Source organism: Granulosicoccus sp. 3-233 (assembly GCF_052681095.1).
Window position 1 is genome coordinate 174,112 of record NZ_JBQYLE010000009.1, and the last position, 20,045, is coordinate 194,156.

At 57.8% G+C, this 20,045-nt stretch carries 19 protein-coding genes; 7 read left to right on the top strand and 12 right to left on the bottom strand.

What is annotated here, in order from left to right:
* Positions 1-46: 46 nt before the first annotated feature.
* The 9 genes from ACUNV4_RS21760 to ACUNV4_RS21800 all read right to left on the bottom strand — a co-directional run bounded on the left by ACUNV4_RS21760 (position 47) and on the right by ACUNV4_RS21800 (position 7,831).
* Positions 47-442: a CBS domain-containing protein gene (locus ACUNV4_RS21760; RefSeq protein WP_430880730.1), complete on the bottom strand. Its 396-nt coding sequence runs from the start codon at positions 440-442 to the stop codon at positions 47-49.
* Entirely contained in the window at positions 442-639 is a 198-nt protein-coding gene (gene nqrM / locus ACUNV4_RS21765) for a (Na+)-NQR maturation NqrM (protein WP_430880731.1), read from the bottom strand. Before nqrM ends, ACUNV4_RS21760 begins: the two co-directional genes overlap by 1 nt.
* Positions 640-667: 28 nt before the next feature.
* Positions 668-1,729 carry an FAD:protein FMN transferase gene (locus ACUNV4_RS21770; protein WP_430880732.1) on the bottom strand — a complete coding sequence of 354 codons (1,062 nt, stop codon included), beginning with the start codon at positions 1,727-1,729 and terminating at the stop codon, positions 668-670.
* A gap of 25 nt (positions 1,730-1,754) precedes the next feature.
* Positions 1,755-2,978: an NADH:ubiquinone reductase (Na(+)-transporting) subunit F gene (nqrF, locus tag ACUNV4_RS21775; RefSeq protein WP_430880733.1), complete on the bottom strand. Its 1,224-nt coding sequence runs from the start codon at positions 2,976-2,978 to the stop codon at positions 1,755-1,757.
* A 66-nt stretch (positions 2,979-3,044) separates the two neighbouring features.
* Positions 3,045-3,653 (bottom strand): NADH:ubiquinone reductase (Na(+)-transporting) subunit E, encoded by a 609-nt coding sequence (gene nqrE / locus ACUNV4_RS21780; RefSeq protein WP_430880734.1) that lies wholly within the window; start codon positions 3,651-3,653, stop codon positions 3,045-3,047.
* Positions 3,653-4,315 (bottom strand): NADH:ubiquinone reductase (Na(+)-transporting) subunit D, encoded by a 663-nt coding sequence (locus tag ACUNV4_RS21785; protein ID WP_430880735.1) that lies wholly within the window; start codon positions 4,313-4,315, stop codon positions 3,653-3,655. Before ACUNV4_RS21785 ends, nqrE begins: the two co-directional genes overlap by 1 nt.
* 3 nt (positions 4,316-4,318) lie before the next feature.
* The gene (locus tag ACUNV4_RS21790; protein ID WP_430880736.1) at positions 4,319-5,233 is read right to left on the bottom strand and encodes a Na(+)-translocating NADH-quinone reductase subunit C; all 915 of its coding nucleotides are present in this window, start codon (positions 5,231-5,233) and stop codon (positions 4,319-4,321) included.
* The gene (locus ACUNV4_RS21795; RefSeq protein WP_430880737.1) at positions 5,230-6,450 is read right to left on the bottom strand and encodes an NADH:ubiquinone reductase (Na(+)-transporting) subunit B; all 1,221 of its coding nucleotides are present in this window, start codon (positions 6,448-6,450) and stop codon (positions 5,230-5,232) included. The genes ACUNV4_RS21790 and ACUNV4_RS21795 overlap by 4 nt, the downstream gene beginning before the upstream one ends.
* A gap of 4 nt (positions 6,451-6,454) precedes the next feature.
* Positions 6,455-7,831 (bottom strand): Na(+)-translocating NADH-quinone reductase subunit A, encoded by a 1,377-nt coding sequence (locus ACUNV4_RS21800; protein ID WP_430880738.1) that lies wholly within the window; start codon positions 7,829-7,831, stop codon positions 6,455-6,457.
* Between the two features lie 614 nt (positions 7,832-8,445).
* On the opposite strand from ACUNV4_RS21800, the gene ACUNV4_RS21805 reads away from it, so the two are divergent.
* The gene (locus tag ACUNV4_RS21805; RefSeq protein WP_430880739.1) at positions 8,446-10,140 is read left to right on the top strand and encodes an adenylate/guanylate cyclase domain-containing protein; all 1,695 of its coding nucleotides are present in this window, start codon (positions 8,446-8,448) and stop codon (positions 10,138-10,140) included.
* Here the strand turns inward: ACUNV4_RS21805 and ACUNV4_RS21810 are convergent, their stop codons facing one another.
* Positions 10,141-10,767, bottom strand: coding sequence for a hypothetical protein (locus tag ACUNV4_RS21810; RefSeq protein WP_430880740.1), 627 nt, complete (start codon positions 10,765-10,767; stop codon positions 10,141-10,143). It abuts the gene before it with no gap.
* A gap of 251 nt (positions 10,768-11,018) precedes the next feature.
* Here ACUNV4_RS21810 and ACUNV4_RS21815 point away from each other — a divergent pair, with 251 nt between their 5' ends.
* Together ACUNV4_RS21815 and ACUNV4_RS21820 are read left to right on the top strand one after the other, a co-directional pair.
* A complete protein-coding gene (locus ACUNV4_RS21815; protein ID WP_430880741.1) occupies positions 11,019-11,528 on the top strand; it encodes a chalcone isomerase family protein in 510 nt (169 codons plus the stop codon).
* Positions 11,529-11,584: 56 nt separating this feature from the next.
* Complete coding sequence (locus ACUNV4_RS21820; protein WP_430880742.1) at positions 11,585-12,091, top strand: DUF3833 family protein; 507 nt, start codon at positions 11,585-11,587, stop codon at positions 12,089-12,091.
* A 122-nt stretch (positions 12,092-12,213) separates the two neighbouring features.
* Here the strand turns inward: ACUNV4_RS21820 and ACUNV4_RS21825 are convergent, their stop codons facing one another.
* Both ACUNV4_RS21825 and ACUNV4_RS21830 read right to left on the bottom strand, forming a co-directional pair.
* Positions 12,214-13,290 (bottom strand): 2Fe-2S iron-sulfur cluster-binding protein, encoded by a 1,077-nt coding sequence (locus ACUNV4_RS21825; protein ID WP_430880743.1) that lies wholly within the window; start codon positions 13,288-13,290, stop codon positions 12,214-12,216.
* Positions 13,291-13,294: 4 nt separating this feature from the next.
* Positions 13,295-14,524, bottom strand: coding sequence for an aromatic ring-hydroxylating oxygenase subunit alpha (locus tag ACUNV4_RS21830; RefSeq protein ID WP_430880744.1), 1,230 nt, complete (start codon positions 14,522-14,524; stop codon positions 13,295-13,297).
* A gap of 520 nt (positions 14,525-15,044) precedes the next feature.
* Here ACUNV4_RS21830 and hpaR point away from each other — a divergent pair.
* The 4 genes from hpaR (at position 15,045) to ACUNV4_RS21850 (ending at position 19,970) form a co-directional block, all read left to right on the top strand.
* The gene (gene hpaR, locus ACUNV4_RS21835) at positions 15,045-15,503 is read left to right on the top strand and encodes a homoprotocatechuate degradation operon regulator HpaR (protein WP_430880745.1); all 459 of its coding nucleotides are present in this window, start codon (positions 15,045-15,047) and stop codon (positions 15,501-15,503) included.
* A 376-nt stretch (positions 15,504-15,879) separates the two neighbouring features.
* The gene (locus ACUNV4_RS21840; protein ID WP_430880746.1) at positions 15,880-17,166 is read left to right on the top strand and encodes a c-type cytochrome; all 1,287 of its coding nucleotides are present in this window, start codon (positions 15,880-15,882) and stop codon (positions 17,164-17,166) included.
* Between the two features lie 18 nt (positions 17,167-17,184).
* Positions 17,185-17,655: a (2Fe-2S)-binding protein gene (locus ACUNV4_RS21845; RefSeq protein WP_430880747.1), complete on the top strand. Its 471-nt coding sequence runs from the start codon at positions 17,185-17,187 to the stop codon at positions 17,653-17,655.
* On the top strand, positions 17,652-19,970 hold the full coding sequence (locus ACUNV4_RS21850) for a xanthine dehydrogenase family protein molybdopterin-binding subunit (RefSeq protein ID WP_430880748.1): 2,319 nt from the start codon (positions 17,652-17,654) through the stop codon (positions 19,968-19,970). Before ACUNV4_RS21845 ends, ACUNV4_RS21850 begins: the two co-directional genes overlap by 4 nt.
* Positions 19,971-20,045 lie beyond the last annotated feature (75 nt).

The following is a 20,045-nucleotide window of genomic DNA, read 5'->3' on the forward strand; positions in this document are numbered from 1 at the left end:
CAAGGCAGTCTATCGATGCTGGAAGCTACCGCCATTACCCTGAAGCTCAGGAAATCGCTTCCAGAGCTCGCAGTACATCCCGTCGACTGACCTGGCCGACCAACCGATTGTTCTGTATGACGGGATATCGACGAAACGGTGAATCGATGAACATCTGCGCCAGAGTCAGGATACTGGTATCCGCATCGATGGTTGTCACCTTCTTGCTCATGTAATCCTTTACCTGACCGGCGTAATCGTCATGATAGCCGGCACTCAGAGCCACCTTCATGCAATCCTGCTCGGACAGGACGCCGACCAGGTTTCCGTGGTCATCAACGACGGGAGCACCGGAGATGCGCTTCTCGACCAATTGGCTGATGGCCAGGCGCATTTCCGTTTCCGGATTGAATGTGACCAGACTGGCAGCCATGTAGTCGCTGACCTTGATGGACTTGAGCATCAGAATCCTCCCTTGGCCATCGCAGCAGCACGTTTGCTGCTGCAGGGTCGTGAACAGCTCTGACAGGCGCCGGAGCCATTGACGGCATTCAGTCCACCGCAGCTACCGGCAATGGGAGTTCGACCAAAGATGACACCGATGGCCATACCGGCAATTGCCAGAGCCATAATGCCGAACGTGACAAGGAACAGTGACATCATAAGTCTCTCCAGTCGATCGTGATCGTTAACCGTACAACGCCGAGAATGCTGAACTGTGGCGCTCTGCCAGAGAAGAACCGGACTTCAGTATCAGCTGGGCGGCGACATCATGTCGCTCTGCAAAGGCCATGGCCTCGTCGGCACCCATGATCATCAACGATGTCGACAGGGCATCAGCCGCCATGGTGGAATCGGCAACGACGCTGACAGAAGCCAGTCCGTTATGCACCGGTTGTCCCGTGCGCGGATCGATGGCGTGAGAATAGCGCTGACCACCATCATCAAAGAAATTGCGATAGTCGCCAGAGGTGGCTATGGCCCGGTCTTCCAGATCGATGACACGAAAGACATCACGACGTCCTGCTTCCGGCTTCTCGATGGCGACTCTCCAGGCGCTGCCATCAGGTTTGCGTCCCTTGGCTGCCAGCTCACCACCTACCTCGACCAGATAGCTGTCGACACCGTTGGCATCGAGAACCTGAGCGACTCGATCGACCGCGTGTCCCTTGGCGATACCGGAAAGGTCCAGCGCGATATCGGATTTGCGCTTGCGAACCGCATTGGCTTGCAGATCGACCTCGATGTGCTCATGACCGATGCGAGCCATTGTCTGACTGATGGATTGCGTTCCCGGTCGCTGACCGCGAGCAACCGCATCACCTGTTGACACACTACCCGCTCCGAATCCCCACAGGTCGACCAGTGGACCGACGGTCGCATCGAAGGCCCCGTTGGACATCTCGCTGGTAGACATGGCATGAGCAATCACCTGTGTGGTCGCCGGTGTCATGACCTGCCAGTCACCGTCTGTGCTTCGGTTCAGTCGTGACAGTTCCGAATCGGACTTCCAGGTGGACATGTGGGTATCGACATCGCGAAGCACCGAGAGTACCTGTTGCTCCAGACCGTCCTTGACGCTACCGCCAAGTCGCACACTGTAACCCGTGCCCATGACCAGTCCGTCGAAACCGGCCAGATCCGGTGTGCTTGCGGTGCCACTGCGTCCAACCAGTGACATGACACCTGCGGGAAGCAGGATACCGCCACCGATCAGCATGGATGACTTCAAAAAGCTGCGTCTGTTCATATTTCTCATTTGCCTCGTAATCGACTCAGCCGCCGAAGTCGTCAAGCATGATGTGTTCGTCTTCCACACCGAGTTCGTGGAGCATGTCTATGACCGCCGCATTCATCATCGGGGGCCCGCACATGTAGTACTCACAGTCTTCCGGCGTGGGGTGATTTGCAAGATAATTCTCGAGCAATACATTATGAATGAAGCCGGTATAACCCGTCCATTCGTCTTCCGGCAAGGGATCGGAAAGTGCCAGATGCCATTCGAAATTCTCGTTCTCCGCTGCCAGTCTGTCGAAATGATCGACATAGAATGTCTCGCGCAGGCTTCGTGCTCCATACCAGAAACTGATCTTGCGATCGGAGTGGATGCGCATCAGCTGATCGAAGATATGCGAACGCATCGGCGCCATGCCGGCACCACCACCGATGAACACCATTTCGTTCTTGGTGTCCTTTGCAAAGAACTCGCCGTAAGGACCGGAAATGGTCGCCTTGTCGCCCGGCTTCAGGTTGAATATCCAGGATGACATCTCACCCGCCGGCACGTCGTCGATACGACTGGGTGGCGGAGAAGCGATTCGCACATTGAGCATGATGATGCCTTCCTCTTCCGGATAGTTCGCCATGGAATAGGCACGCATCACCGGCTCGGATACCTTCGATTCGATTTTCCAGAGATTGAATCGATCCCAGTCTTCACGGAATTTCTCTTCCACGTCGAACTCACTGTACTTCACATGGTGGGGCGGGCACTCGATCTGTATGTAGCCTCCGGCACGAAACGGCACCGTCTCGCCAGCGGGCAATTCCAGCACCAGCTCCTTGATGAAGGTCGCCACGTTGTCATTGGAACGCACGGTGCAATCCCATTTGCGTACACCGAAGACCTCTTCCGGCACTTCGATACGCATGTTCTGCTTGACCGTGAGCTGGCAGGACAAGCGACCGCCCTCCGCCGCTTCGCGCTTGTTGATATGACCGGTCTCGGTCGGCAGGATCGAACCGCCCCCCTCGAGCACCCGAACCTTGCACTGGCCACAGGTACCACCACCGCCACAGGCTGAAGCCACGTACAGTTCAGCGTCAGCCAATGCACCCAGCAACTTCGAGCCAACGGGCGTGTGGATGGTCTTTTCACCGTTGATCAGTACGTCCACATTGCCACTGGCAACCAGCTTCGATTTGGCGCCGAGGATGATGGCGACCAGCACCAGCAGGATGACGGTGAAAAGGACAACTCCCAGAATTATCTCAACCATGACAGCACGCTCCCGTGTGTCCGAATTCAGTCACATTCATGTTTTTCTTGTGCAATCGCGAGGGCTTCATAGCTGAATACCCGAAAATGCCATGAAACCCAGAGACATCAGGCCAGCGGTGATAAAGGTGATGCCCAGACCTTGCAGACCGGCAGGGACATCGCTGTATTTGAGCTTTTCACGAATTCCCGCCAACGCCGTGATGGCCAACGCCCAGCCGGCACCACTGCCGACCCCGTAAACCACACTTTCGCTGAACCCGTAGTCGCGCTCGACCATGAACAGAGAGCCACCCAGAATGGCGCAGTTGACCGTGATCAACGGCAGGAACACACCGAGTGCGTTGTAGAGAGCCGGGAAGTACTTGTCGAGCAGCATCTCCAGAATCTGCACCAGCGCCGCAATGACGCCGATATAACAGATCAGACCCAGGAAGCTCAGATCGACATCCGGCAAGCCCATCCAGGCCAGCGCGCCATCGTTCAACAGGTACTGGTACAGCAGGTTGTTGGCCGGTACGGTGATGGCCTGTACGAAGATGACCGCAGTACCCAGCCCCATGGCTGTGCCGATGTTCTTGGAAACAGCCAGGAATGTACACATCCCCAGAAAGAACGACAACGCCAGGTTTTCGATGAATATCGACTTGACGAAAAGGCTTAGCAGCGCCTCCATCAGAGAACCTCCGAGCTGTGAGCATCGCTGATACGGAAGTCCGCCTTCTCGACCTGCGCCGTCTTCCAGCTACGGATGCCCCAGATCATCAGCCCGATGATGAAGAAGGCACTGGGTGGAAGCAGCATCATGCCGTTGGTGTAGTACCAACCCCCGTCATTGATGGAAGGCAGAATCGTGTAACCCAGCAAGGTACCCGAGCCGAACAGTTCGCGGACGGTTCCGACAAGGATCAGCACCAGACTGTACCCCAGGCCGTTACCCAGACCATCGAGCATGCTGATCATGGGCGGGTTCTTCATTGCAAAGGCTTCAGCACGACCCAGTACGATGCAGTTGGTGATGATCAGGCCAACGAATACGGACAACGATTTGGCCACATCATAGGCAAAGGCCTTGAGCAGTTGATCCACCACAATGACCAGCGAGGCGATGATGGTCATCTGGACGATGATGCGTATGCTCGAGGGCACGTGATTTCGTATCAGTGAAATCGATGCATTCGAGCAGGCCACCACCGTGGTCAGGGCCACTGCCATCAGCAGGGATGCTGCCAGAGTAGTGGTAACAGCCAGTGCCGAACAGATACCCAGTATCTGCAGCGTGATCGGATTGTTATCGACCAATGGGTCGAAGACGACTTTCCTGGTATCCGCGTCCATCATCTATGCCCCTTGCTGTCTGAGGTTTTCAAGGAAGGTTCCAAAGCCCTGTTCATCAAGCCAGAACCGCAGCAGCTGCGTCACCCCATGACTGGTCAGTGACGCACCCGCCAGGCCATCGACACTGAAGGCAGCATCGGCAGAATTCTCGTCGACAACGCCCTTGATCACCTGAATCCGCACGTCTCCGGAGTCGTCATAGGCCAGCTTGCCCTTCCACTGAGCCTGCCATTCCAGGTTATCGACTTCTCCTCCCAGACCGGGAGTCTCGGCATGATCGTAGAATTTCAGGCCCTGAATGGTCCTGAGATCGCTGTCCAGCGATACGAAGCCATACAGCGTGGACCACAGCCCGAGGCCGTTGACCGGCAGAATGATCTGCGTGAAATCATCGCCCTCGCCGACCAGATAGACCTCGGAATAGCGAGCCTTGCGACCGATGCCCGCAATGTCCTCATCGTCTGGAATCGAGACACTGAGTTCCGGATCACGCGCGGCCACGTACTGGTCGTACTCCACGTCCATGAACTTGTCCGTGAATTCACCTGTTTCCAGATCCACCATGCGTCGTTGCACATTGGCGAATGCCGCTTCGACATCCTCGCCCGACTGCAACAATCCGGCTACCGCAAGAATGTTGCGCTTGCGATCCAGTGCAGCGTTCGCCGATTGCAGCGGTCGCAGCAGAACAGCCGCACCGGCCACGAGAATGGAACAGGCCAGGCACATGACCAGAGCAACGGCCAGCGTCTTCTTGGTGCTGTCATTGGGCAAGGCCATGACCGACATGAACCGCCCCTTGAGACCATTGTCTGCAGGAGGCTGCTTGCCCGTCGCCAGATCATCGCGTCGCACCACCTGTTGCGGATCGGGACCGTCCTGTTTTTCCTCTGGCGTTTTATCGATTGGACTGTTCAACTTGCCGCTCCTGTGCGTCTCATTCGACGACGGATATTGGCCTGAATGACACCGTAATCTATCAGCGGAGCGACCAGGTTGGCGAACAGGATCGCCAGCATGATGCCCTCCGGATACGCCGGGTTGACCACCCGTATGATCACGGTCATGAAACCGATCAGTGCACCGAATATCCAGCGCCCGGTATTGGTCATTGATGCGCTGACTGGATCCGTTGCCATGAAGACCATGCCGAACGCAAAACCACCCACCACCAGGTGCCAGTACCAGGGCATGCCGAACATCGGGTTGGTATCACTGCCAATCAGGTTCAGCAGGACACTGGTGCCCACCATGCCGAGAAAGACACCCAGAATGATGCGCCACGATGCAATGCGGGTATAGATCAGGAACGCGGCGCCCAGCAGACAGGCCAGTGTGGATGTTGCACCGATGGAACCCTGAATGGAACCGAAGAAGGCATCCATCCATTCGATGCCACCGGCACGGATTGCCTCCATACCACCCTGCGCGCCGAGGCTCAGGGCAGTGGCACCACTGAAGCCGTCGACTGCAGTCCAGACCGCGTCTCCGGACATCTGCGCCGGATAGGCAAAGAACAGGAAAGCACGTCCGGTCAATGCCGGATTCAGGAAGTTCTTGCCGGTACCGCCAAAGACTTCCTTGCCGATCACGACGCCGAAGGAGATACCCAGAGCCGCCTGCCACAACGGCACGGTCGGGGGCAGTATCAGGGCGTACAGCATGGATGTCACGAGAAAGCCTTCGTTGACTTCGTGATTGCGCACGGCAGCAAAGGTGACTTCCCAGAATCCACCCGCCGCCAGCGTGACGATGTAGATCGGCAGAAAATACATCAGACCGTGGAGAAAGCTGTCATAGAGGCTCGAGGGGTCGTAGTCGACACCCAGCAAACCAAGCACGGCCCCTCGCCAGCCTTCGGCGTTGGCAACACCCATGTCTGCCATGGCCAGGTTGGCCTGATAGCCGACGTTCCACAAGCCGGCAAAGATGCACGGCAAGGTGGCAAGCACGACATAGCTCATGACCCGTTTGAGGTCGATCGCATCGCGCACATGAGGTGAGGTTCGGGTTACATCGGATGGGGTATACAGAAATGTATCCACCATCTCGTACAAGGCATAGTACTTCTCGTACTGACCACCCTTTGCAAAGAGCGGGTGTACGCGGTCCAGCCAGCGTCGCATCGATGACATAGTATCAGCCTTCCTTCTCGATCTGTTCGAGGTTACTGCGCAGTACCGGCCCGTAGTCGTATTTTCCGGAACACACGAAGGCACATAATGCGAGGTCTTCTTCGTCCAGCTCCATACAGCCCAGCTTCTGCGCCATGTCCGTGTCACTCACCAGCAGCGCACGCAGCAGCTGTGTCGGCAGGATATCCAGCGGCATGACGCGTTCGAAATTGCCGGTGGGTACCATGGCCCGCGGACTGCCGTTGGTGGACGTGTGAAACTCGAAGTCGGCTCGTTCTCGATTGAAGCTGGAGAACAGCACATTGGTGATGGAGAACTTGTTGCTTTTCGGGTTGATCCATCCCAGCAACTCGCGCTTGCGGCCTTCGGCCAGCACCGACAACTGCGTGTGATAACGACCCAGATAGGCCGTCTGATTGGCAGCGCGACGACCGGAGAGAACAGAACCGGTAATGATCCGGCATTCGGTTTTTTCGAGTGAATCAGCGACCAGTTCTTCCGTACTGGCACCCAGGCGTGTCCGCAGCAGCCGCGGCTTCGTGACTACCGGGCCGGCCAGCGCAATGACACGCTCTGTCCAGAGCTTGCCAGTGGTGAACAACTTGCCAATGGCAATGACATCCTGATAACCCAGGTGCCAGACCGTGCGGGATTCGTTGACCGGATGCAGGTGATGTATGTGTGTACCCGGCAGACCGGCCGGATGTGGACCGGCAAATTCACTGCTGTGAATTCCACCACCGTGTGTCGATGGCTGGTTTTCCGGAACAGGTACATTGGCACCGACGGCCTTGCAGACATGCACCTTGCCGTCGGTCAGCTTGGTCAGCACCTGCAGACCATGACCGAAGGCGTCAGCCTGCTCGGCGATGACAACCTGAGGATCGGCCGCCAGGGGATTGGTATCCATGGCCGTCACGAAGATCGCATCTGCTGCAGAGTCGGAGTGCGGTATCTTGCTGTAGGGTCGAGTGCGGAATGCCGTCCAGAGACCGGTACGACACAGTGTCTCGCGAACCACTTGCGGTTCGAGCCTGAACAGTTCGTCAGGCGACACGGGATCGGTCAGCGTCGGTATTTCTTCATCGGCGTCCAACCTGATGACGACCGATTGCAGGACACGACGAGCTCCTCGATGGATGGATTCGACCACACCCGAGCCGGGTGCCGTGAATTTGACAGCTGCGTCGTGCTTGGCGGAAAACAGTGGCTGACCAAGCGTGACATGGTCACCTTCTGCCACTGCCATTGTCGGACGCAGACCCAGGTAGTCACGACCCGTCAGGGCCACTGCCGTCACCGGCCTTGCGTCGTGGATTGTTTGTTCGGGCTTGCCGTCGAGAGGCAGATCAAGACCCTTGTCGATGGTTATCGAACTCATGGTTGCTCGCCTCGGTAGGTAGAGCAACGCAGCACTAGACCCCAGATTGGCAAAGAGATGCTCCTCATGGTAAATCGTGGTGTGTTGATGCTGCACGACCCGCGGCGGAATCGAGCTGCGCTTGGATGGGACAGCGTGTATCTTAACCTGCCTTGCTTCGAAAATGGTACTTGGCGCAAGTAATCAGTTCCATATAACGGCAGCCTACTCCACTTGCTAAACCGTGCAAACCCCGCTTGTAACCTGAGCTGACGTGACCAGCATTCATGACAGTCTCAACGCGACAACACAAGGCTCCGACTTACGACATCTTGCTCAGCCCCTTCTTCCGCCTGCGCGAAAACGGATGGCCATCGTCGGGATCATTGCGCCGACCAGCACGCTGCAGATTGCAATACACCTTCGCAAGAGTCAGCCCGTTGCAGCACTGCCGACGATCGCTGCTCTACAGATAGGTCAGAACAGCTCAGGCAGAACCCGACAGCCAAGACCGGCACCACTGGCGGTGTCACACTGACAAAGGCCTCACCCGCAGCCTTGAACAATCTGGCATCATGCCGTGGTGTTCCCGCCTGTAGTCCTGCGCGATTGATCCTTGCCATGCCGGAGAAACAGTGAACTCGAAACAGGAACACCGCCTTCGAATCTCCAGCGGACTGGTCATCGCCTTCTTTCTCGTCCTGCACCTGCTCAACGCCGGACTCGGCATCATCTCCCTGTCAGCCATGAATGTCATGGGCAACGCGCTGGCAGCGTTCTGGTCGATACCCGTGATGCAGTTGCTGCTGTACACCGCATTCATCGTGCACATCGGACTGATGTTCGTTGCCTTGTACCGCCGACGCAGTCTGCGCCTGCCTGGCTGGAACCTGACGCAGATCGGTATGGCACTGGCATTGCCGATCCTGTTGTTCGCACACGTTGCCGGCACCCGCGGAACCTACGAATTTCTCGATATCTACAGAAACTATACGGTCGTGGTATCAGGACTCTGGAACAATCCGTCGGGAGTCGTTCGCCAATACCTGCTGCTCACCCTGGCGTGGACGCACATGTGCATCGGCATCCACTTCTGGCTCCGGCACAAGCCGGATTATTCACGCTGGAAATCGATCCTCTACCCCTTGTGCCTCGTCATTCCTCTGTTGGCGGCTCTCGGCTTTCTGCGAGCCGGGGTTGAAAGCCGGCAGTTGCCTGCCGACACACCTGCGATAATCGAGTTTCGACAGGCCATCAGCAGCGCCGACCCGGACCGGATCCAGCTGCTGATGCAGACCGAGAAAGGACTCCTCTGGTTGTTTGCCGTGCTGCTCATCGCGGTGCTGCTCATGCGGGCTCTGCGCAACCACAGGGACAGAAAACGCGGCGGCTTCTTCGTCACTCATACACCCAGCAGCAGGCAGTTGCCCGCACGACAGGGACAGACGGTTCTGGAAACGCTGCGCGAGGCGGGCATTCCCCATACCGCCATCTGCGGAGGACGGGGCCGCTGCACCACCTGTCGAGTTCGCATCATCGATGTCGACCAGAGTCTTCCGGAACCCGAGGAACTGGAACGTCGAGCCCTGCAACGCGTCAGAGCCGCCCCCAACGTCAGGCTGGCCTGCCAGCTGAAACCACAGCGGGACATCACCATCACGCCCCTGTTACAGGCAGATGTGTCGGCACCTGCCGCCCGCGTCTCGGTGGGTGTCATGGGACATGAACAGAAGGTTGCCTGCATGTTCGTGGATCTGCGCGGCTCTACCCGCCTGGCCGAACAGAAGCTTCCCTATGACGTTGTCTTCATACTCAACCAGTTCTTCATCCAGCTGGACGAAGCCCTGCGTGCCACGGGTGGACACTATGCCACGTTCAACGGCGATGGACTGATGGCACTGTATGGTCTGGATGGTGATCTTGCCAACGGTTGTCGCAAGGCGCTGGCTGGGGCCGTGCAGATTCAGAGCAGAATGGTGCAACTCAGTGAATGGCTGGCGGATGAACTGGAGGAACCACTCAGAGTCGGTATCGGTATTCATTGCGGCGATGCCATCGTGGGGACGATGGGTCCACCGGACGCGCCGACGGTATCCGCTCTTGGCGACAACATCAATATCACCGCCAGACTGGAAGCCCTGACCAAGGAATTCGAATGCGGACTCATCGTCTCGGAGCAGGCACTACGCCAGGCAGGACATTTTCATCCTACCTGGCCCAGACATACGGTTCATGTCCGTGGACGCGGAAAACCTCTCGACATCATCATCATCGATGACCTGAGACTGTTGCAGGAGGTCAGCCTGACCCCACCAGCCGTCGGACAATGACTATTGCGCGAAGCAATAGAAGAGTCCATCGCCGCCAGTTGCCTGCAATGCCTCGATACTGCAACCGCGTGAATTGTGCGCCGAGCTCCAGGAAGTCGGATCATCCCCACCCCCCGTGCGGTCGTGATGCCCGACGGTTGCACTGCCCTCCCCGCTGCTGGTCCAGCCCTCACAATGACTGCCAGTCGATCGACCATTGGCCGCCGAGCCGGTGAGAATGTCATGACGATTGGGCTCATCACCACGGCCATTGACAATATCTCCATTCTCGTTGACTGAGGTCTGTTTCGTCAGATTGTTGCTGTCTCCCAACAGATTTTCGACACTGGATGCCACCATGACACCGCTGGCGTTGTACCAGGGGCCGGAACCGATGCGATCGCGAGCATCTTCCGAACTGGAGGACAGATAGGCCTTCCATGTCTTGCCCGTGACGCCCGCTGCAGTGGCCAGAGCGCCGCAATAGGCATCAGCCCCGTCAAGTCCGCCCAGGTCTGCTCCCTTGCCGGGATTGGCACTGGTGATGAAGAAACTCATGCTGGTGTCCGACACGTCGGGCGTCGAGGTGGCACAGGCGCCGAGAGTCAATGCCGCCACTGACACTATCCAAAGAGATGCTGGCTTCATGCGTTCATGTCCCTGAGTTCTGTTGTCGAGAATGCCTGCTCTGCCACAAAGCCTGAGCAAGCCCTGATCGAAAACACTAACACATCGGCCCCGGAGATCTGCTGACCGAGCTAACGCCTTTTGCGAACAAGGCGCAGATCCGCTCGCTTGCCGCAACCGTAAGGATCACTACACAGCTTGCCGGACACCCGGGTCGCACATCAGACCCGTCGAGTGCTCACTGGCATGCAGACATCATCCGGATTCACGACATGAAAAACCTGCTGTTTTCAGCCCTGTTGCTTATGACGATCGCCACCCCGATTTCTGCCAGGCAACAGATTTGGGTACCCGTGGGCGACAGCGACATGCGCTGGGCATTTTTCAAGCTCTACAACGTGACATTGCTGACCGATGACGGGACCTACGCATCCGACGACTATCCTCAGGCGCTGGAGATAGTCTACTACCGCAACATCGACCGGCACGATCTGATCAACGCAACCAGGGATCAATGGCAGCAACTGGGAATACCCGAAAACAGGTTCCAGCCCTGGTTGGCAACACTTGCCGAACTCTGGCCCGATATCAGAAAGCATGACACGCTGCGACTGGAAGTCGATGCGAGCGGAGCCAACCGCTTTCTGCATAACGGCCAGGCGATAGGCAGTGTCGACGACCCCGATTTCTCGATGTCGTTTCTGGCCATCTGGCTATCGGTTGATACCTCTCGCCCGGACATCAGACACAAGCTCATCGGTGGACACGCAGGTAATGGATGATGCGACTCAACCGCATGATGCGCCCGTGCTCGCTCGCCGTCCTTCTGATCACGCTGATGGCAAGTGCCTGCTCCACGATGAAGATTGACACCATCCCGATCAACGGTCAGGACTTCCTGGTAGAGGAGTATTTCGCTGGCAATACACGAGCGCACGGCATCGTTCTGAATCGCGGTGGCTCACCGATTCGCTATTTCAAGGTGCACATCGAGGGCCTCTGGGACGAGCAGACTCGAACGTTGACGCTGAACGAGGATTTCATCTTCGACGACGGCGAAATCAGTCAGCGCATATGGGAAATCAAACGCATGGAAAAAAGCAGGTACACTGGCACGGCAGACGATGTGGAAGGTGTCGCCATCGGCTTCAGCCGGGGTAATGCACTGAATTGGCAATACACGCTGAACATTCCCTGGAAACAGAGAACACTGGCGGTCCAACTCGACGACTGGATGTACCTGCAGGATGATGTACTGATCAATCGAGCCGTCATGCGAAAATTCGGCGTCCGAGTTGGCGAAATACTCATTGCCTTCGACAAGCAGAACCCGACGGCCGATTGACGACAGGCAATCCACATGACGAAGAGAACCACCAGCTGACGCTAAACGGAAACACTGGCTGCCCTGTGTCAGCCAGGCAAGGCGATTGAACTGCCGGAATACCGGCTCAGGTCGATACGGCTCTATACGTCAACCGTTACCTTGCCCATCGGGTAGGAACAGCAGGCAAGAATGTAACCTTCGGCTATGTCATCCTCGGAAATACCACCGTTGTGCACCATGTGCACTTCCCCTTCGAGCTTTCTGATTCTGCAGGTACCACATACCCCGAAGGTACAACCCGAGGGAATGTTGAGTCCCGAGGCACGTGTCACGGCCAGCACCGTGTCGTTTTGCGTACAGCGTTCCGTCCGCTGGGACTGTGCGAAAACGATTTCTGCATCGATACTGCCATCGGGCGTGACATCATCAAGTTCCGGAATCTCGGCTTCGGTGGCGACAGGAGCCTGAAAGCTTTCCTGATGATAGTGGTCCATGTCGTAGCCCAGCCCGCTCAGCGCATCCCGCACCGAGTGCATGAACGGTTCCGGACCGCAGCAGAAGACCTCTCGCTCAAGATAATCCGGTGCCACAAGGCCCAGTAACAACTGGTTGAAGCGTCCCTGAAAACCGGTCCAGGGTATGAATCGTTCCGGCTCTTCGATCACCCACTTGACGTACAGCCCCGGTAACCGTGTTGCCATGTGCTCAAGCAGACCGCGAAACAGGATTTCCGATGGGCGCCGCGCGCAATTGATGAAGACGATGTCAGGTTCCGTTCCATGATCGAACATCCACGTCGTCATGGACATCATGGGAGTGATACCGGAGCCCGCCGAGATGAAAAGATACTTCTCGGCCGGATAGTTCAGCAGAGTGAACTGGCCTGCGGGTCCCATGGCCCTGATGCGGGTTCCCGGCACCAGGTGATCCAGCATCCAGCGCGTACCGATACTGTCCGGCTGCGCCTTGACCGTGATGGAAATGGAGCGAGGTCGCGACGGCGATGAAGAGATCGTATACGTCCGATGAATGACCCCATCGGGCAACGGCAGCTCCAGCGTCATGAACTGACCAGGCTGGAAATCGAACAAGGCACCCGATACGGCTCGAAAGGTAAAGCTTGCGGTATTGGGCACTTCGGGAAGTACGGATACGCACTCAAGCTCTTCCGAGTCAGTCCAGACGGCATGACGGTTTGAAGCAACGAGATCATCCATGGGCTCAGGCAACTTCCATGATCACTGCGCGAGAGCGACGGGTCATTGCCTGAATGTACCAGTCGACGAATTCCATGACACTCCGCTCCTGTACCGCGGAATAGGGTCCGGGTTCATACGCGGGGGAATTGATTCCCTTCTGATTGTCCTCGACCACTCGCCGATCCTCATCATTGGTTGCATTCCAGACTTCGGACAATCTCTGAACATCATAATCCCTGCCTTCTACTGCATCCTTGTGAACCAGCCACTTGGTGGTCACCTGTGTTTCGGTCGGGCTCAGGGGCGTGACTCGAAAAACGATGGCATGGTCCGGCAGGAAATGATTCCAGGTACTGGGGTAGTGGTATTTCAACAGAGTCCCTGCAGAATCATCCTTGACATGTCCCAGCGGGCGAGTGACCGCCGGCTTCAGATCCATCGTGAAACTCTTGGCTCCCGGTAGCAACGGCACACGAGCGACACGATACTGATAATCCGGCCCCATCTGAAACTGCGATGGCAAATCCAGAGCTGCCATGCGATCGTAGTGCTGTTGCACATAGTCAGGGATTCCGGCATCAGGTCCACCGGCAATGACCGGATCATCCGGAAAGGAGCGGCACAGGCCCGGATGATTACCACCGCAGTGGTAGCACTCGCGGTTGTTTTCCCAGACCAGTTTCCAGTTGCCCTTTTCCACGATGCTGCTCTCGACGGCGACCTTGGCATTGTTCAGATCATGTGGCTCCAGATAGGGTCGAACAAGCTCTGCGAAGTCGTCGAAATCCGGCGCTGTGTGAGCCAGACAGATGTAGACCAGGCCCGCCACTTCCCGACAGTGTACCGGTCGCAATCCGAACGCCGAGGCATCGAAGTCGTCCCCCATGTCTCGCGCCCAGATCAGCTTGCCATCCAGTTCGTAGGTCCACTGGTGATAGGGGCAGACGAGCTTGGGTACATTCCCCTTTTCCGATTTGCACAGAATGGAACCGCGATGACGGCAGGTATTGTGAAAGGCCCGTATCTGACCATCAGCGCCACGCACCAGAATGATGCCGTAAGCCCCGACCTGGTGGGTCACGTAACTGCCCGTCTTCTCCAGCTCACAGGCAGCAATCGCGAACAGCCATTCCCGATAGAAGATGGCGTCCATGTCGGCATCGAAAATCTCGGGGTCATTGTAAAACGGCTGGGACAAGGCGTACCCGGGAATTCTCTGCGCCAGCAATTCCTTGACTCGAGATGTGATCATTGATTGTTTCCTGTCGCAACTCTGGGGAAAATGTAGCGGGAAGGAGTCGGATACGCAAGAAGCAGCCTGGCTGAAACAATGGCCTTGCTGGCGCCCACCACACCATCCGCGGTTTGAAGTCTCTTGCCAGAAAGGCTGTCGGATCTGGAAGCGTCATGCGATCCGGAATCAGCCGCTTCGATGCAACAGCCTCCGTTACGCAAACGCATCCGGTAGCGATGTTGCCGAGCCAGAACCGGTTGCACACTTCCAGACGTTTCGACCCTCACCTGGCGCCCCGATTGTACGATCCGAAATCGCTGCGATATTGTTCCAGATGAGACATGTTGAGACCTGAGCCCGACACCTTTGACAATTTCTGTAAAAAGCCGATCAAGCGAGAAATCGGAGGCTAACAGGCTGGGGAGTGCGGGCGGCCCAATGCCTTCTTCAGGCTTGCTATAGTGACTTGCCATGAGCTTTGGCTGCCGCCCCGCAGCATACTGCACCAAGCTGACGTCTGACAAGCTGGAACAACGGAATGAACAGAGACGAGACGAACCCATCCACTCTTGCACTACCGCCTACAGCCCGGTCGCTGCCCATTGTGCTGCTACGAGCACGCGAGAAGGTGATGGCACCCTTTCGGGAGATGCTGTCGAAGACGGATATCACCGAACAACAATGGCGTGTCCTGCGCGTTCTGTCCGAACTCGGGCCACAGGATTCCTCCAGACTTGCACATCGAACCTGCCTGCTCTTGCCCAGTCTCACCCGCATATCGCATTCCATGCTGGAGAAAGGGTACATCTCACGGACCACTGACACGCGCGATCGTCGACGGCTGACATTGGCCATCACGGCCAAAGGCCAACAGCTGATTCACGACAACCATGAAAGATCAGCACAGATATCAGCTTCCTTCAAGCAGGCGCTCGGCGAAGAGAAATACGAAACTCTGCTGGACCTGCTGACTGAACTCGAAGAGCTGGACATCTAGCCCCCAAGACCCATGAAGAGCTGGGCATCTAGCCTCCTCAAGACCCAAGAAGAGCTGGGCATCAAGCCAGCCACTGCCGACAAACCGATCTCATCAGCCAATGGCGCGGTGCCACAGACACGCTTTGGTGTACTTTCAGCGCCGATGATGTGAACGGACAAGGCTACCCTGCGCCCGCCATCGCCACTCCTTGCCGGATGTTCGACAACACACACCGTGTAGATCTGGCATTCCACGTTCAAACCGGTGTCAGAACCGGATAATCCCCCGACGATGTCGTCGCCTGCCGACGCTATTGATTTCACCCCTCCGCGCTGCCCGGTTTCCACTGCGATCCCGGCTGTCGCTGACGGCATGGCCGGGAAACCCTTGTTCAATGATCAAACACATACTCGTCAGCGCGGCCATACTGGCACTGCTGGCTGCGGGCGCATTTGCCGTTTACGCCTACCACCCGGCAATGGAAGAGGTGGCCACGGGCACGCAACAGGCATTCGACGATGACGCCGTGGAAAGAGGCCGAGTCATCGCCGCTGCCGGGTATTGCGCAAGCTGTCATACCGCCGTCGGTGGAGAGCCCTGGGCGGGCAATTATCCCATGGAGACCGATTTCGGCACCGTGTACTCCACCAACATCACCCCGGATCCCGAGTCCGGCATCGGTGCCTGGTCGGCACAGGCCTTCAAACGAGCCATGCAGGACGGCGTGGATCGCGAGGGCCGCCACCTGTTTCCGGCATTCCCCTACAACCATTTCACACTGATGAGCGATCAGGATGTCGATGATGTATATGCCTACATCATGAGCGAGGTGGCACCGGCAAGATCCACGCAGAAGGACAACGAACTGCCATTCCCTCTTGATCAACGCATTCTGCAAGCCGGCTGGAAGCTGTTGTTCGTCGATAGCGGCAGGTACGAGAAGGATCCACAGCAGTCCGATGAGTGGAATCGTGGCGCTTACCTGGTCGAGGGAGTGACGCATTGCGGCGCTTGTCACACGCCACGCAATGCCCTGGGTGCAGAAATCGACAGTGAGCACTTCGATGGTGCAACCATCGACCGCTGGACGGCTCCGGCACTGAATGGCAGCAATGCAGCAGCCATTCGCTGGACGGCTCGGGATTTCAGCGAATACCTCAAGCATGGTGGTACGCGTGCGCACGGCGTTGCCGCCGGCCCCATGGGCCCGGTCGTGCATGCCGGCTTGCGAGAACTGCCCGACAGTGATCTGCAGGCCATTGGCACCTACCTCGCCGCGCAGAACGACGACATCAGGACGGGCGAAGAGCCTGCACAGATCATCGCTGCCAGCCTTGCAAAGGGACAACCGAAGAAGAGTTATCGCCAGGATCAGGGCGAACGACTGTACGTGACAGCCTGCGCATCGTGCCATTACAACAGTGAGCAGATCGAACTGGGCCGACCCGATCTGGGCGTCAACTCGGCCACTCGACTGGATCAGCCCGACAATCTGATACACGTGATACTGGATGGGGTGGGCAATCAAGAGGGTTTGCCCGGCATCGTCATGCCTGGCTTTCGAAGCGCGCTGGACGATCAGGAGGTCGCCGCCATTGCGGCGTATCTGCGTCGTACTCGAACCGACAGAACACCATGGCCGGATCTCGGCGATACCGTCTCCGCCATCAGAGCTCACTGAGCAAACACAGGATAGATGATGATCAACTTCAAGGTGAACGGGCGCGATGTCAGCATCGACGCCGATCCCGCAACGCCCCTGCTCTGGGCCATTCGGGACGAGATCGGTCTGACCGGCACGAAATTCGGTTGTGGAATCGGACTGTGTGGTGCGTGTACCGTGCATGTCGGCGGTCGAGCGACCCGTTCCTGCATCACCCCCCTGTCGGCCGTCGCAGGAACAGACATCACAACGATCGAAGGTCTGGATGCTGATGACCAGCACCCGGTGCAGATCGCCTGGAACGATTTGCGAGTTCCCCAGTGCGGCTACTGTCAATCGGGTCAGATCATGCAGGCAGCCGCACTGCTGCAGGACATTCCCGACCCGAGCGATGAGGACATCGATGCAGTCATGACGGGCAATCTGTGCCGCTGCATGACCTACCCTCGTATCCGAAACGCTGTTCGCCAGGCCGCTGCCGCCAACCAGGAGACGATCAGCGAATGATCATTGACAGATTACGCGAGAAGGCCTCTTCCCAGCCTGACATGGCACGACGAGGTTTCCTGATCTCCATGGCTGTCAGCGGCGCCACATTCGGTTTCCCGGTGGCCGCTCAGGCAGCCATGGATCCGGAAGAGGCCGATGGAGCGCCCATCGAGCCTGCAGGGCAAAAATTCGAGCCCACCCTGTGGTACGGCATCGATACCGATGGACAGGTCACGGTGAACATCATCCGTGCCGAGATGGGTCAGCACGTGGGCACGGCCATTGCCAGGATACTGGCCGATGAGCTGGAAGTGGCCTGGGAAGATGTACATATCACGCACGTCGATACCGACGAGAAATGGGGCACCATGGTCACCGGTGGCAGTTGGTCGGTCTGGCAAAGCTGGTCGGTATACCGCAAGGCTGGTGCCGCGGGTCGTACCGCCCTGATCGCAGCGGCAGCCGAACGCTGGGGCATAGAGGCGTCGCAATGCTCCGCCAGCCGGGGTCGTGTCGTGGGCGGAGGTCGGACCATCAGTTACGGTGAACTGGTCGAGGCAGGACTGTCTCGCCGTTTCAGCGAGGAAGAACTGGATCAGTTGCCGCTGAAGCAGCATGCCGACATGCAACTGATCGGCAAGGACGTCAAGGCTCTGGATATCGCCAACAAGACCAATGGCAAGGCAATCTACGGTATCGATGCCAGTATCGAGGGCATGGTCTATGGTGTCCCCCTGCTCCCGCCGACACGGCTGGGATCCAGCGTTGCCTCGGTGGACGATAGCGAGGCCAGATCAGTCCAGGGATACCTGCAAACCCTGACCCTGGACGACCCGTCTGACACGGTACCCGGCTGGGTCGTGGTCATCGGCAAATCGCTGATGGCCGCCAAGTGGGCATCGGACAAGGTCCGGGTCAGCTGGAATGCAGGCGACACGGCAGACGTTTCAGAAGCCGACATTCAGGAGCGCTCACGGGCTCTCATCGAGGACGAGAGTAGCGGTGCGATTCTGGACACCGGCAACACCGAGACCGGTGCCGCATTTGCCAAGGCCAGTGACACACTGGAAGCCGAATACACGACATCCACCGTGCTGCACTTTCAACTCGAACCGGTCAACGCAACGGCCTATCGCAACGCTGAAGGTATCTGGGAAATTCACACGGGCAACCAGTGGCAGTCACTGATATTGCCCACACTGTCCAAGGCGCTCGGCGAAGACACGTCGAAGATCGTCATGCGTTCCTACATGCTGGGAGGTGGCTTCGGCCGGCGCTTGAACGGCGATTATGCAGTACCGGCTGCTCTGGCATCCAGCGCTCTGGGCGGCAAACCGGTGAAACTGATGCTGTTTCGCGAGCAGGACGCACAGTTCGACAGCCCACGTTCGCCCAGCGTGCAACGGCTGCGCATGGCATTCGACAGCGCGCAGGCCGTGACCGCCATGGAACATCATGCGGCGGCCGGCTGGCCGACCGGTGTTCTGGTGCCCTCCTTCATGCCCAAGGGCGTCAATGGTATCGCCTACGATCCATTCGCCATCGACGGCGCGGATCATTGGTATTCGCTTGGCGCTCATCGCGTTCGCGCCATTCCGAATGACCTGGCCAACAAGACCTTTCGTCCCGGCTGGTTGCGCTCGGTCGGCCCGGGCTGGACCAACTTTGCCGTTGAGAGCTTCATGGATGAAGCCGCACACCGGCTGGGCAAGGACCCCCTGGCCTTTCGACTGGAGCATCTGAAGGCAGAGGGCATGAACGCCGGTTCGTCGCCGAACTCGGTGGGTGGTGCCGGACGCCAGGCGGCCGTGCTGCAACGACTGGCTCAGCTGTCCGCCCCGGCACACGACGATCTGGAGAGTGACTCCGCCATCGGCATTGCGACAACCTTCGGTCAGTCGCGGGACATGCCGACATGGACAGCGGCTGCCGTGCAACTGCACGTCGACCGAACCAGCGGCACCATCGACGTGCAGAAACTCTGGCTGGTTTTCGACTGCGGAACGGTGGTTGACCCGGATGGCGCTCGGGCGCAATGCGAAGGCGCTGCACTGTGGGGTCTGTCGATGGCCCTGCACGAGGGCACTGCATTCGAGAACGGCAATGTACAGGCGCGCAACCTCAACACCTATACGCCGCTGCGCATGATCGATACCCCCGATATGGAAATCGAGTTCATCGACAGCCAGGAAGTACCGGTAGGACTGGGCGAACCCGGAACCACTGTCATTGCGCCCGCCATCGCCAATGCCATCTACAACGCCGTCGGTGTCCGGATACGCCATCTGCCCATCACGCCGGAGTCCGTATTGCAGTCGATCCAGGGAACCTGACACAGGTTCCCGGGTTCCGCACACCGGCTGAAGCAGCTGTCTTGATGAGTTGTCGAGAACCTGTATACTCCCGCT